Origin of the sequence: Sphingobium sp. KCTC 72723 (assembly GCF_014280435.1) — a bacterium.
Taxonomy (GTDB): domain Bacteria; phylum Pseudomonadota; class Alphaproteobacteria; order Sphingomonadales; family Sphingomonadaceae; genus Sphingobium.
Genome location: NZ_CP060388.1, coordinates 277,318 through 290,236 on the forward strand (window position 1 = coordinate 277,318; position 12,919 = coordinate 290,236).

The 12,919-nt window shown below is 62.9% G+C and carries 13 protein-coding genes and 1 tRNA gene; 9 read left to right on the forward strand and 5 right to left on the reverse strand.

All coding sequences use genetic code 11. The features are described 5' to 3' along the window. Window positions 1-57: 57 nt before the first annotated feature. From purL to SPBM01_RS01505, 4 genes are all read right to left on the reverse strand, one after another. Window positions 58-2,235 (reverse strand): phosphoribosylformylglycinamidine synthase subunit PurL, encoded by a 2,178-nt coding sequence (gene purL / locus SPBM01_RS01490; RefSeq protein ID WP_188063689.1) that lies wholly within the window; start codon window positions 2,233-2,235, stop codon window positions 58-60. A 678-nt stretch (window positions 2,236-2,913) separates the two neighbouring features. Beyond that, window positions 2,914-4,107 (reverse strand): IS91 family transposase, encoded by a 1,194-nt coding sequence (locus SPBM01_RS01495; RefSeq protein WP_188063245.1) that lies wholly within the window; start codon window positions 4,105-4,107, stop codon window positions 2,914-2,916. Window positions 4,108-4,111: 4 nt separating this feature from the next. Beyond that, a complete protein-coding gene (locus tag SPBM01_RS01500) occupies window positions 4,112-5,017 on the reverse strand; it encodes a tyrosine-type recombinase/integrase (RefSeq protein WP_088189994.1) in 906 nt (301 codons plus the stop codon). A 208-nt stretch (window positions 5,018-5,225) separates the two neighbouring features. After that, complete coding sequence (locus SPBM01_RS01505; RefSeq protein ID WP_188063690.1) at window positions 5,226-5,609, reverse strand: hypothetical protein; 384 nt, start codon at window positions 5,607-5,609, stop codon at window positions 5,226-5,228. 169 nt (window positions 5,610-5,778) lie between these two features. Here SPBM01_RS01505 and SPBM01_RS01510 point away from each other — a divergent pair, with 169 nt between their 5' ends. From SPBM01_RS01510 to SPBM01_RS01535, 6 genes are all read left to right on the forward strand, one after another. Further along, the gene (locus SPBM01_RS01510) at window positions 5,779-6,039 is read left to right on the forward strand and encodes an exodeoxyribonuclease VII small subunit (RefSeq protein WP_188063691.1); all 261 of its coding nucleotides are present in this window, start codon (window positions 5,779-5,781) and stop codon (window positions 6,037-6,039) included. 5 nt (window positions 6,040-6,044) lie between these two features. Further along, entirely contained in the window at window positions 6,045-6,947 is a 903-nt protein-coding gene (locus tag SPBM01_RS01515; RefSeq protein WP_188063692.1) for a polyprenyl synthetase family protein, read from the forward strand. A gap of 5 nt (window positions 6,948-6,952) precedes the next feature. Continuing rightward, window positions 6,953-7,465 carry a pantetheine-phosphate adenylyltransferase gene (gene coaD / locus SPBM01_RS01520; protein WP_188063693.1) on the forward strand — a complete coding sequence of 171 codons (513 nt, stop codon included), beginning with the start codon at window positions 6,953-6,955 and terminating at the stop codon, window positions 7,463-7,465. Between the two features lie 95 nt (window positions 7,466-7,560). Continuing rightward, window positions 7,561-8,343 (forward strand): peptidylprolyl isomerase, encoded by a 783-nt coding sequence (locus SPBM01_RS01525; protein WP_188063694.1) that lies wholly within the window; start codon window positions 7,561-7,563, stop codon window positions 8,341-8,343. 15 nt (window positions 8,344-8,358) lie between these two features. Next, window positions 8,359-9,387 (forward strand): tRNA preQ1(34) S-adenosylmethionine ribosyltransferase-isomerase QueA, encoded by a 1,029-nt coding sequence (gene queA / locus SPBM01_RS01530; protein WP_188063695.1) that lies wholly within the window; start codon window positions 8,359-8,361, stop codon window positions 9,385-9,387. A gap of 223 nt (window positions 9,388-9,610) precedes the next feature. Beyond that, window positions 9,611-10,264, forward strand: a complete 654-nt coding sequence (locus tag SPBM01_RS01535; protein WP_188063696.1) for a hypothetical protein — start codon at window positions 9,611-9,613, stop codon at window positions 10,262-10,264. Window positions 10,265-10,313: 49 nt separating this feature from the next. On the opposite strand, the gene SPBM01_RS01540 is transcribed toward SPBM01_RS01535, so the two are convergent. Then, the gene (locus SPBM01_RS01540) at window positions 10,314-10,652 is read right to left on the reverse strand and encodes a DMT family protein (RefSeq protein WP_188063697.1); all 339 of its coding nucleotides are present in this window, start codon (window positions 10,650-10,652) and stop codon (window positions 10,314-10,316) included. 101 nt (window positions 10,653-10,753) lie between these two features. Between SPBM01_RS01540 and SPBM01_RS01545 the strand changes: the two genes are divergently transcribed. From SPBM01_RS01545 to SPBM01_RS01555, 3 genes are all read left to right on the forward strand, one after another. Continuing rightward, window positions 10,754-10,829 (forward strand) — tRNA-Ala (locus SPBM01_RS01545). 137 nt (window positions 10,830-10,966) lie between these two features. Next, window positions 10,967-11,953 (forward strand): threonine/serine dehydratase, encoded by a 987-nt coding sequence (locus SPBM01_RS01550; protein ID WP_188063698.1) that lies wholly within the window; start codon window positions 10,967-10,969, stop codon window positions 11,951-11,953. Beyond that, entirely contained in the window at window positions 11,950-12,846 is an 897-nt protein-coding gene (locus SPBM01_RS01555; RefSeq protein WP_188063699.1) for a LysR family transcriptional regulator, read from the forward strand. Before SPBM01_RS01550 ends, SPBM01_RS01555 begins: the two co-directional genes overlap by 4 nt. The last annotated feature ends 73 nt before the right edge of the window (window positions 12,847-12,919 follow it).

Consider the following 12,919-nt stretch of genomic DNA (forward strand, 5'->3'; position numbering starts at 1 on the left):
AGCGGGCCGTCAAGTAGGACAGCCCCCGCGCTTCTGCGCGCGGGGGCTAAGTGGATTTTAGAGCGCGCTGTCCATCAGCTTGGGGAAGAAGCCTTCATGGGCGGCGCGCAGGTCGGCGAGGGGGATGCCTGCTACATCCGAACCGCCGGTCGTGCCGATGCGGACAGCGCCCGGAACATCGGCGTCATGCCGGGTGGTGACGACATAGCGGCCCTGATCTTCGCCAAAGGCAGAGGCGGTGGTCAGCGCGATGTCGAGTGTCGCGCCGATCTTTCCTGCCAGCGCCATTTCCGCAATCGTAACGATCAGGCCTCCGTCCGAAATGTCATGCACGGCATTGACGGTGCCAGCCGCGACCAGCGCACGGACCATGTCGGCGTTGGCACGTTCAGCGGTCAGATCGATCCTGGGCGCTTCGCCTGCTTCACGACCGGCGATTTCACGCAGCCAGATCGACTGGCCAAGATGGTTGCCTTCGCCGCCGATCAGCCAGATGGCGTCGCCTTCCGCCTTAAACGCGACCGTCGCCATCACATCCACGTCCGCCAGCAGGCCGATGCCGCCGATCGCGGGCGTCGGTAGGATCGCGCTGCCGCCGCCGGTCGCCTTGCTCTCATTGTAAAGTGACACGTTCCCGCTCACGATCGGGAAGTCGAGTGCGCGGCAGGCGTCGCCCATGCCGTCGAGGCAGCCGGTCAGCTGGGCCATGATTTCGGGGCGCTGGGGGTTGGCGAAGTTGAGGCAGTTGGTCACGGCCAAGGGAGTCGCGCCGACGGCGGACAGGTTGCGGTAACATTCGGCGATCGCCTGCTTGCCGCCTTCATAGGGGTCGGCATAGCAATAGCGCGGGGTGCAATCGGTGCTGATCGCGATGCCCTTGTTCGATCCGTGGACGCGCACGACTGCCGCGTCGCCGCCGGGGCGCTGGACAGTGTCGGCACCGACCATATGGTCATATTGTTCCCAGATCCAGCGGCGGCTGGCAATGTCGGGGCTGCCCATCAGGGTGATGAGGTCCGCGCCAATGTCCGTCGATTCCGGCACGTCGCCTAGCGGCTTGACGCCCGACCATGCCTTGTAATCGGCCATCGGCATCGCCGGGCGATCATAGAGCGGCGCGTCGTCGGCCAGCGGGGCGAGCGGAATGTCGCACACGGTTTCGCCATGGTGGACGAGGACCATGCGGCCAGTGTCGGTGACTTCGCCGATGATCGCGAAATCCAGTTCCCATTTGTGGAAAATGGCTTCGGCAAAGGCTTCACGGCCCGGTTTCAACACCATCAACATGCGCTCCTGCGATTCGGAGAGCATCATTTCATAGGCGGTCATGCCGGTTTCGCGCTGCGGCACCATGTCCATGTTGAGCAGGAGGCCAACGCCGCCCTTCGACGCCATTTCGACGCTGGAGGAAGTGAGGCCCGCTGCGCCCATATCCTGAATAGCGACGATCGCGTCGGACGCCATGAGTTCGAGGCAGGCTTCGATCAGCAGCTTTTCGGTGAAGGGGTCGCCGACCTGCACGGTCGGGCGCTTGGCGTCGGCGTCGTCGCCGAAATCGGCGCTGGCCATGGTCGCGCCATGGATGCCATCACGGCCCGTCTTGGACCCGACATAGACGATGGCGTTGCCGATGCCCGACGCGGCGCTGTAGAAAATCTTGTCGGTGTCGGCGATGCCCACGGTCATCGCGTTGACCAGGATATTGCCGTCATAGGCCGGGTGAAAATTCACCTCGCCGCCCACGGTGGGAACGCCGACGCAATTGCCATAGCCGCCGATGCCGCGCACTACGCCGCTGATCAGGTGGCGCATCTTGGGATGGTCGGGCCGCCCGAAACGCAGCGCGTTCATGTTGGCGATGGGGCGCGCGCCCATGGTGAACACGTCGCGCAATATGCCGCCAACGCCCGTCGCTGCGCCCTGATAGGGTTCGATATAGCTGGGGTGGTTGTGGCTCTCCATCTTGAAGATCGCCGCCTGCCCATCACCAATGTCGACCACGCCGGCATTTTCGCCGGGGCCGCAAATGACCTGCGGGCCAGTGGTCGGCAGTTTCATCAGATGGATCTTGGAGGATTTATAGGAGCAATGTTCCGACCACATGACCGAAAATATGCCCAGTTCGGTCAGGTTGGGTTCCCGCCCGATGGCGTTCAATACGCGGTCATATTCTTCCGGGCTGAGGCCATGTTCGGCGACGATTTCCGGGGTGATCTGGGGAGCGGTGCTGGACATGTGCGCGCCTTTAGCGGGACGGGCGCGGGTGCGCAATGGTGGGCGCGCGCGCATCGGTGGTGATGCGGCGATCGGGTGGTGGACGGTCTTGATCGTTACGTCCGCGATCGAACACGCCCCCGCAGACTGACCTTCTGCCACTTCTCTGCGCTCTCAGCGCCTCTGCGCGATTGAATTTTTTCGCGCAGAGGCGCTGAGAGCGCAGAGAAGTGAGAAAAGATCGGCTGTCTCTGGATGGCGAGAATGGGTGGGGAGCGGACTTTTCGAACACCGTCATGCTGAACTTGTTTCAGCATCCATCAAGCCTCACGAAGCCCTGCCCAATCTGGAGAAATGGACCCTGAAACAAGTTCAGGGTGACAGAGAAGATTAGGTCCGACTTTGTGAAGGGTTTCGGGCGCTTGCGTACGAAAGCCTCCAGTGCAGGAACCCGCGGGCCCCATGTGCTGGTCTATGGGTAAAAAGGCTTTGGGATGGTGCTGGCGGGTAAGCGCTGCCGATCCAGAAGTGCCGCTGCTGGTCCGATCAACGTGATTTCGTGCGGCGTCAGATTGCTAGGTGCGTTTGTTTTGCTGGCCGGTGTGCCCTGGGCCCGGCGTAATTCTATGATGGGCATGCACTGGGTCATCGGCCAGGACACCATGGGCGTGACCGTCATGCAAGGCGAGCCATGCCGGATCATGGCGCATGTCTCCGGGCGGGCGGCGCTGGCTGCGGCGGAGCGCGCGGTTGGTACCAGCGGACGAGGGTTTCGACGATAGTCATATGCCCGCCGCAACATGGGCATGGCGGTCGATGATCGGGCAGCTTGTCGGGCTCGGGTTCCTCGATCGGCGCAGCAACGCCCAGCAGCCTGCGGGCGAGCGCCATGGCCTCCTTGTGCGTCGAACTGGCGAGCAGACCGTAATGCCGGATACGGTGGAAGCCACGCGGCAGGACATGGATCAGGAAGCGGCGGATGAACTCGTCGGTCGCCAGCGTCATGACCTGCTGGCGTTCGGCCCCGTCGCGGCGATAGTCCTTATAGCGGAAGGTCACGCCGGTCTCGTCGAAGCCGATGAGGCGCCGGTTCGAGATGGCGACACGGTGGGTATAGCGCGAGAGATAGGCCAGCACCGCCTGCGGCCCTGCAAATGGCGGTTTGGCATAGACCACCCAGCGCTTCTTACGGATGGGCGACAGATATCGCAGTAAGGCCTTACGCGAGGCCAGGCCCGCCAAGGCGTTGAAGAAGGCCAGCTTCCCAGCGTCGAACAACGCCAGCAGGCGTGTGAGGAACAGTCGGCGGAACAACGCGCCCAGCACGCGCACCGGCAGTAGGAAGGCTGGACGTGACGAGATCCAACGCTTGCCGTCCAGCGTGATACCGCCGCCGGGTACGATCATGTGCACATGCGGGTGGTGAGTCAGTGCCGATCCCCAGGTGTGCAGGACGGCGGTGATGCCGACCCGCGCGCCGAGGTGTTTGGGATCGGCGCCGATGGTCAGCATCGTGTCCGCAGCTGCGCGGAACAGCAGGTCATAGACCACCGCCTTGTTCTGCCAGGCGATGTCAGCGATCTCGGCGGGCACGGTGAACACGACGTGGAAGTAGCCGACCGGCAACAGATCAGCCTCGCGCGCGGCCAGCCAGGTGCGCGCTGCGGCGCCCTGACATTTGGGGCAATGCCGGTTGCGGCAGGAGTTATAGGCGATCCGCCAATGCCCGCAGTCGTCGCAGGCCTCGACGTGGCCGCCCAGCGCGGCGGTGCGGCAGTTCTCGATCGCCGTCATGACCTTGAGCTGGCCGAGACTGAGATGCCCGGCATGGGCTGCGCGATACGCTGGCCCGGCGCTACGGAAGATGTCGGCGACCTCGAGTGAGGTGCGCACCGGTTCAACCGGGAGGACCCCTGCCTTCCATCACGGCAACGATCTGGTCGAGCGGACTGGCCACCGCCCGCATGGTCTTGCTCGAAACCTGAGTATAGATGCCGGTGGTGTTGATGTTCACGTGTCCCAGCAGGACCTGGATGACGCGGATATCGACACCCTGCTCGAGCAGGTGAGTGGCGAACGAATGCCGCAATGTGTGCGGGCTTACCCGCTTGTAGATCTCGGCGCGCTCAGCTGCTTCCTGCACGACGCGATGCAACTGGCGCGCTGAGACCGGATCCGTGCCGTTGCGGCCAGGGAACAGCCAGCCATGCGGCAACATCACTCCGCGCCGCTTGCCTTCGCGCCACCATTGGCGAAGCAAATCGAGCAGGTGCGGTGAGAGCATGGCGTTGCGATCCTTGCGTCCTTTGCCCTGCTCGACACGGATGATCATGCGCTCGCTGTCGATGTCATCGACCTTGAGGTGGGCAACCTCCGAGACGCGCAGGCCCGCGCCATAGGCAACGCTGAGGGCTGCTTTGTATTTGATGCCTGGCGCAGCCTCGAGCAGCCGCGCTGTCTCCTCAACGCTCAAAACCACCCGCAATTTGGGTGTGAAGCGAACGACGACAAGCCCCAGCGCCATCTCCGGTCGCTTGAGAGTTATACTGAACAGGAAGCGCAGTGCCGATACGGCTCCATTGATTGTTGCCGGACCAACGGCGCGTTCATGCTGATCAATCTGAAAGCGCCGGAGGTCTTCGATCGTGGCCGTATCGGGAGGGCGACCGAGAAACGCGGCAAATGATCGGACGTGCCGGATATAGTCCTTCTGCGTGTGCTCCCCAAATCCACGCATCGTCATGTCCTGCAACATACGCTCGCGCAGTGAATTGTTCGGGGTCGGGGAAGTGATGGCATCCATGGTGAGTTCCTTTCCGTTGAAGGAACTCCACGGTCGCGAGGCGACATCGCCGCTCGCAAAGCCTGAACAATACTACGCTACGTCACCCCAAGCGACCCTCCCGCGGAGCGGGTTCGTGCAATGTTCGAAACCCGTCACTGCCTTAAAAGAAAAAGGCCGGACCGTTAGGGGCGGTCCGGCCTGGAAATGAAAGGAAAAGGTCGGCGGTTCAGCCGTGGCAGGACTGGCCGCTCTTGCCCGGAACGGTGATCGTCACCGTGTCGCCCGCGCCAGACACTTCGTAGCCGCCTTCGGCGGTGAAGGGCTTGCCCGCTTCGGCAGCCTTCAGCGCGGTGGGGGTGCCGGTCTTTTCGGTGCGCAGCAGGGCGGTCTTGTCGTCGCTCATGAAGTCGACGAAGAACAGGCTGTTGTCCTTGCAGCGATACTGCTTGTTCGCCTTGAGCGAGGGCGGCAGTTCGACCGGCGCGGCATTGGCGAGTTCGGACGCCATCGGGTCGGCAGGGCCGCCCACGACTTCGGGTTCGTCACTCTTGTTACAGGCCGACAGAAAAGCGAGGCTCGCAACGGCGATAAGGGGGAGGGTATGTTTCATAGCGATCCTTTTATGTGCGTGTGCAGCATGATGCGTCAACGCAAAACTGCCCCTTTCCCGCCATCGAATGCGGCAAAGCGGTGTAGGAAACGGCATAAATGACGGTTGGCGCGCGCCCGCGCGTTCAGGCGGGCTTGACCGGGCGGGCGGGCGCGGTCAATGCAGGGACATGGCCACCGACCCCAGCACGCAAGCTCCCGATCCCGCGACACTTTCTTTCGAGGATGCGCTGCGCGCGCTCGAAACGATCGTGCGCCGCCTGGAAACCGGGGATGTGCCGCTCGACGAATCCATCGCGCTCTATGCCAAGGGTGAGGAATTGCGCAAACGCTGTGCCGAGCGGCTGGCCGCCGCCGAAGCGCGGATCGCCAAGCTGACGGTCGACGCCGGTGGCGCTGTGACCGGGGCGCAGCCCTTCGGCGCGGACTGATCGTCATGGCGGGGGAAAGCAGTGGCTTGCTGGCCGACCGGGGGGCAGATGTTGCAGCGGGTATAGACGCCGCGTTCGACCGGCTGCTGGCCGTGCCGGACGATGCGCGCGCGCGCCTGTATGAAGCGATGCGCCACGCCGCGATCGGCGGGGGCAAAAGGCTGCGGCCGTTGCTGGTGCAGGCGACATGCGACCTGTTCAACATATCGCGCGAATCGGCGCTGCGCGTGGGTTTGGCGGTCGAGTGCATCCATGTCTATTCGCTGGTGCATGATGATTTGCCCGCGATGGACGATGACGACCTGCGCCGGGGCAAGGCGACCGTGCATATCGCCTTTGACGAAGCGACGGCGATATTGGCGGGCGATTGCCTGCACGACCTGGCGTTCGAGATATTGAGCGACGAGACGGCGCATCCCGACCCGTTCGTGCGGATCGAACTGGTCCGCGCCCTGGCGTTGTCGAGCGGTCCGGCAGGCATGGCGGGCGGCCAGATGATGGACCTGGAAGCGGAAAATGCGCGGTTCGACCTGGCCACTGTCACGCGGCTGCAAAACCTCAAGACCGGGGCGCTGATCGCCTTTTGCGTGGAAGCCGCCGCGATCATGGCGCGCTTGCCGCATGAAGCGCGCACCGGGCTGCATGGCTATGCCCGCGACATCGGCCTGGCGTTCCAGATTGCCGACGATCTGCTGGACGTAGAGGGCGACGCGGCACTGGCGGGCAAGGCGCTGGGCAAGGATGCGGCGGCGGGCAAGGAAACCTTCGTATCGTTGCTGGGCGTCGATCGCGCGCGCGAACAGGCGCATATGCTGGTGGATCAGGCCAAGGCGCATCTGCACGGCTATGGCGCGGAAGCCGATCTGCTGCGCGCCATTGCCGACTATATCGTGGAGAGGGATCGCTAAAGGTCATGAGCAAGCAGCGGATCGGCGTTTATCCCGGCACTTTCGACCCCATCACGCTGGGGCATATGGACATCATCCGGCGCGGCGCGAAGCTGGTCGACCGGCTGGTGATCGGGGTCACGACCAATATCAGCAAATCGCCGATGTTCTCCGACGAGGAGCGGTTGGAGATGGTGCGGCGCGAATGTGCGGGGATCGACGCGGACATCGTGGTGGTCGGCTTCAATTCGCTGCTAATGGACTTTGCCGAATCGCAGGGGGCCAGTGTCATCATCCGGGGACTGCGCGCGGTGGCGGACTTCGAATATGAATATCAGATGGCGGGCATGAACCAGCAGATCAATGCGCGGGTCGAAACGGTTTTCCTGATGGCCGACGTATGCCTGCAACCCATTGCGTCGCGGCTGGTCAAGGAAATCGCGCTCTATGGCGGGCCGATCCACAAGTTCGTCGGCGCGACCGTGCGCGACGAAGTGGTGGCGCGGGTGGAAAAGATCGGACGTAAAGGCAGCGTGTGAAGCTCGCTCAGCCTGCGTTCAGTTGCCAATCGCGATCAGCGCGCTATCAGGGCCGCCTGGCCCTTTGCCCAAGAGATCAAGGAAAGTTTGACCCCATGCGTTTCACTTGCGCGCTCAAGACCGTGGCGATCGGCTTCGCCCTTACCGCGTCCGGCCTGGCCATGGCGCAGGGTGGCGGTGGCGGTGGCGGTGGCGGCGGCCAGGATCTGAAGAAGGCGGAAACTGCAGCGAAGGCGGAGCAGAACGCCAAATTGCTGGGGACCGACCTGACGCCCAAGCTGCCGCCAGCGGTGGTGCCGGCCGATCCGCAGAATATCTGGGATCTGGACCTGTCGAGCGGCGGCCGGGTGCGCATCCAGTTGCGCCCGGACATCGCGCCTGCCCATGTCGAGCGGATCAAGGAACTGACGCGGCAGGGCTTTTACAATGGCCTGAAATTTCATCGCGTCATCCCCGGCTTCATGGCGCAGGGCGGCGACCCGAAGGGCGACGGCACCGGCGGTTCGACTCAGCCGGACCTGAAAGCCGAATTCAACCCGATGCCGCATCTGCGCGGCACCGTGTCGATGGCGCGGGCGCAGGGGGAAGATAGTGCGAACAGCCAGTTCTTCATCGTGCTGTTGCCCCGGATGCAGCTGGACAAGAAATATACCGTGTTCGGCCGCGTGATAGACGGCATTCAATATGTCGACGCGATCGCGCAGGGCGAGCCGCCCGCCAACCCGACCGTGATCCTGCAAGCGTCGATCGAAAGCGATGACAAGCCGCCCGTGGTCGCCCCGCCGCAGGCCGCCGCGCCGGTGGCGTCGATCATCGACGCGCCCAAGCCCAAGCCAGCCGCGAAGAAAGCTGCGCCCAAGAAGAAGCCGGTCGGCTGATCTGGCTTTCCAGCCATGCGCGTAGACCTGTTCGATTTCGACCTGCCGCCGGAGAATATCGCGCTGCGCCCTGCGTCGCCGCGTAATTCGGCGCGGCTGCTGCATGTGCCGCGTGACGGCGTGCTGACCGATCGGATCGTCCATGACCTGCCGTCCTTGTTGCGGGCGGGCGACGTGCTGGTGTTCAACGACACGCGCGTCATTCCCGCCCAGTTGGAAGGGATGCGCGGTGAGGCGCGGATCGGCGCGACGCTGCATAAAAGGTTGAGCCTGCGCGAATGGCAGGCGTTTTTGCGCAATGCCAAGCGGGTGCGCGATGGCGATCGGATCGATTTTGGCGCGGGGGTCACGGCGATTGCCGGGCCGCGCGACGATGATGGCGGCGTGACGTTGCGGTTCGAGGGCGACGAGCCGGTAGAAGTGCTGCTGGAAAGGGCGGGGCGGATGCCCTTGCCGCCCTATATCGCCAGCAAGCGGCCAACCGATGCGCAGGACCGCAGCGATTATCAGACGATGTTCGCGCGGGAAGACGGCGCGGTTGCCGCCCCCACCGCAGCGCTGCATTTCACGCCGGACCTGATGGCCGCCATCGCGCAGGCGGGGATTGCGACAGAAACGCTGACGCTGCATGTCGGGGCGGGGACGTTCCTGCCGGTCAAGGCGGACGATACCGACGACCACAGGATGCACGCCGAATGGGGGCGGATAGAGGCCGACACGGCTGACCGGCTGAACGCCGCGCGGGCCGCAGGCGGTCGCCTGATCGCGGTTGGCACGACATCGCTGCGCCTGCTGGAAAGCGCGACGGGGCAGGATGGCATCATCCGCCCCTTCGCCGACGAAACCCGCATCTTCATCACGCCGGGCTACACATTCCGCGCGGTCGACGGGCTGATGACCAACTTTCATCTGCCAAAATCGACGCTCTTCATGCTGGTCAGCGCACTGATGGGGACCGAGCGGATGCAGGCGGTTTATGCCCACGCGATTGCAGAGGGGTATCGTTTTTATTCTTATGGGGATAGCTCGCTGCTGCTGCCTTGACTGTTGCATCTCAGGTCATGGGCAGGGCGTGATGGAGAAGATGTAGCCTTCAGAAAGCGCCAGAGTTGTCCGCCGGTAAGATTTAAGATTAATGTGCGCTTCATCAATGAATTTTGCTGCGTGCCTTATTCACTCCTATAGGCAATGATGGCATCAACAAATTTTGTTTTCAGCTTTTTACCTTTTCCTCATCGGAATTGCGTTTGATTGAAGGCGGAAATGCATGACCCAACGATATGAATTAGGAATTTCTCACAACGTTGATGATTTGGCTCATCGGGGCTTCATTGCGAATACAGAAGAAGCCCAAATGGCGGCTGATTTAGCGAGCATTTTGACTGATCTTAGGCACGTTGAATGGGGGATTTGCAAAATCCTGAGCTTGCCATCTGAAACGGAACACTTCGATCCTCTAAGAATTGCGCTGATCGATAGCGTTGTTATTCGATATCGACGCTGCTTCGCTTCAGGCATACGTTCGCATTTGGAAGAATACGTCGTTGAGCAGGTTGCACCTAAATATTTAGAGACGCACCGTTACTTCTGGGATCTTGGTAACAAACACATCGCACATTCAGTAAGCGCTGCAGAAAACATGTTTTCGATGGTCATCTTGGACGAAGATCAAGCTACCAATCCCAAGGTTTGGGGAAGTGTAGTAATGCATGTGGTTGGCCTCGAAGGCACTGATGATCTGCGACCACTGGGCGAATTAGCCAGGGTTCTTGCATGTGAATATGTTCAACCGGAGGCTGACCGCCTATCGGAAGTATTCCACCAGCAGGCCATGCGGATGGAGGTTAACGATGTGCTAAAACTGAAACCAGCGGACTTCCCCGTTAACCTGAACGCCGATAACATCGGAAAAAAAACGTAAACCGTAGCCTCAATGCCAATGTTGGGTTTGGCAACGCCCTGAGCAACGTCTACCCCCGCCCCACGAACAGAAATCCCACTGCCGCCATGATGCAGCCAAACGCGGCCAGGTGGCGCCAGTTTAGCGGTTCGCCCAGCACCGTCACCATGAAGATGCCGAACACGACCAGCGCTATGGCTTCCTGCGCGACCTTGAGTTGACCGGCGGACCAGCCATGGGCGAAGCCGATGCGGTTGGCGGGGACGGCGAAGCAATATTCGACCAGGGCGATGGCCCAGCTGATCGCGATGACGACCAGCAGCGGTTTGTGCATCCCGCCTTTCAAATGCCAATACCAGGCCGTGGTCATGAAGATATTGGAGAGGACGAGCAGCAGGATCGTGGGCATGGGATGCTTTGTGCCGCCGGATCGGCGGCTTGCGCAAGACGGCAATTTGCGCAAATGGCCGTTGCAAAGCCCTATTGGCTCGATTATACGCTGCCCACCCTGGGGCCTTAGCTCAGCTGGGAGAGCGCGTCGTTCGCAATGACGAGGTCAGCGGTTCGATCCCGCTAGGCTCCACCAGGATTTCATAAAGCCGGATTTCGCCAATGTGCGAAGTCCGGCTTTTTCATGGGACAGGCGTTCCAGCATCGGCGCAATGGCCCTTCTCCTGATCCGCGCAGCGCTTTAGACAGGCTGGCACAAGGGGATCCCGTTTCATGTCCAATGCCACATTCGCCATCAGCGCCGACGATGTCGCCGACGCCGCCCGGATCATTGCACCTGCCGCTATCGCCACGCCGCTGCTGGAAAATGCGGCGCTCAATGCGCTGGCGGGGCGGCGGGTGCTGGTGAAGTTTGAGGGCGCGCAGCATACCGGATCGTTCAAGTTTCGCGGTGCCTATAACCGGCTGGCGCGGTTGAACGCCATGGAGCGGGCGGCGGGCGTGGTGGCATGGTCGTCGGGCAATCATGCGCAGGGCGTGGCGGCGGCGGCGCGGTTGCTGGGCATCCCCGCAACCATCGTGATGCCGGCCGATGCGCCCGCGATCAAGCTGGCCAACACCCGCGCATTGGGTGCCGACGTCGTGACTTACGACCGGAATCGCGACAATCGGGAAGCGATTGCGGCGGCGCTGGCAGGGGAGCGGGAGGCGACGATCGTGCCGTCCTTCGACGACCCCTTTATCATTGCCGGGCAAGGAACAGCCGGGCTGGAGATATTGGCGCAGGCGCAGGCGGCGGGCGCATCGGTTGGTCAGATATTGGTATGTTGCGGCGGCGGCGGGTTGACGGCGGGGATCGCTACCGCCGTGAAGGCGCAGTCGCCCGATACGGCCATCTACGCCGTGGAGCCGAGCGATTTCGACGATACCGCCCGGTCGCTGATTAGCGGCACGCGCGAACAGGTGGCGCCCGGTGCGCGGTCGATCTGCGACGCCTTGCTGTCGCCCAGCCCCGGCGCGTTGACGCTGCCGATCATCCGCGCGCTGGTGGCGGGCGGGTTGACGGTCAGCGACGATCAGGTGCGCGATGCGATGCGCTTTGCTTTTTCGACGCTCAAGCTGGTGGTGGAGCCGGGCGGCGCGGTGGCGCTGGCGGCGATGCTGGCGGGTTTTGCGCCACCGTGCGAGGGGGCGAGCGTGGTGGTGCTGTCGGGCAGCAATGTCGATCCGGCGATGTTCGCGGACATTATCGCGGGATGATCGACCCGCGCGCCATTCGTACCTTCCTGGCCGTGGTGCATGGCAATTCGATCAGCGGTGGCGCGCGCCTGCTCAACATATCGCAGCCGTCCGTGTCCAACGCCATCGCCCAACTGGAGCAGGCGCTGGACGTGTCGCTGTTCGAGCGGTCGCGCAGTGGCATCGTGCTGACGCCGGAGGGCGAAGCGCTGCTGCGGCGGGCGGAATCGATCGACAGCCTGCTGCGCGATGCGGAGGCGGAGGTGAAGCTGGCCAGCGCAGGCGTGGCCGGGCCGCTGCGCGTGGGCGGCACGCCGGGCGCGCTCGTCAGCCTGCTGCCCGATGCGGTGCGGCGGCTGGAGGAGCAGATCGGCCAATTTGCGCTGCATGTGGTGGAGCGGCCCGACCATGATCTGGCCGCGATGCTGCATCGGGGGGAAATCGAGCTGGCGTTCGTCACCACGGGGATCGAGGAACCGCCGGAAGGCATTGAGGAGCAGACTTTTTCGCGTGATCCCTTCGCGCTGATCGTCGGGCGGCAGAATGATCATCTGCCCGCGCGTGTATCCTTACGCGACATGAAGGCGATGCGTTGGGTGCTGCCCGAAGCACGCGGCGCGTTCCGGCGGCAGATCGATGCGCTGTTCATGGCCGCCGACGTGCCAGCGCCGCAGGACATTATCCGCTGCGATTCGCTGCTGACGACCAAGGCGCTGGTGCGGGGCAGCCGCCGTGTCACCATATTGCCGATGCAGGTTGCGTCAGCGGAACTTTCCATCGGGGTGCTGCGCGCGATTGCAATCGAGGAAGCGCAATTCCCTCGCGCCATCGGCGTGCGACGGCTGGCCGGGCGGCGGCTGTCGCGGCTGGGCGCGGGGTTGCTGGATGTAATCATCCATAGCTCCACGCTATGACATTGCCAAAAATCATTATTTTTCTTGTGGGGCGAACCGCCCCATAAGGAGCGCCAACAGAAAAGCTTTCGGG

Coding starts and splice junctions, on each gene's coding strand:
- queA (WP_188063695.1), top strand. CDS start 8,359: ATGCGCGTAGACCTGTTCGATTTCGACCTGCCGCCGGAGAATATCGCG.
- purL (WP_188063689.1), bottom strand. CDS start 2,235: ATGTCCAGCACCGCTCCCCAGATCACCCCGGAAATCGTCGCCGAACAT.
- SPBM01_RS01540 (WP_188063697.1), bottom strand. CDS start 10,652: ATGCCCACGATCCTGCTGCTCGTCCTCTCCAATATCTTCATGACCACG.
- SPBM01_RS01500 (WP_088189994.1), bottom strand. CDS start 5,017: ATGGATGCCATCACTTCCCCGACCCCGAACAATTCACTGCGCGAGCGT.
- coaD (WP_188063693.1), top strand. CDS start 6,953: ATGAGCAAGCAGCGGATCGGCGTTTATCCCGGCACTTTCGACCCCATC.
- SPBM01_RS01535 (WP_188063696.1), top strand. CDS start 9,611: ATGACCCAACGATATGAATTAGGAATTTCTCACAACGTTGATGATTTG.
- SPBM01_RS01510 (WP_188063691.1), top strand. CDS start 5,779: ATGGCCACCGACCCCAGCACGCAAGCTCCCGATCCCGCGACACTTTCT.
- SPBM01_RS01550 (WP_188063698.1), top strand. CDS start 10,967: ATGTCCAATGCCACATTCGCCATCAGCGCCGACGATGTCGCCGACGCC.
- SPBM01_RS01505 (WP_188063690.1), bottom strand. CDS start 5,609: ATGAAACATACCCTCCCCCTTATCGCCGTTGCGAGCCTCGCTTTTCTG.
- SPBM01_RS01555 (WP_188063699.1), top strand. CDS start 11,950: ATGATCGACCCGCGCGCCATTCGTACCTTCCTGGCCGTGGTGCATGGC.
- SPBM01_RS01525 (WP_188063694.1), top strand. CDS start 7,561: ATGCGTTTCACTTGCGCGCTCAAGACCGTGGCGATCGGCTTCGCCCTT.
- SPBM01_RS01515 (WP_188063692.1), top strand. CDS start 6,045: ATGGCGGGGGAAAGCAGTGGCTTGCTGGCCGACCGGGGGGCAGATGTT.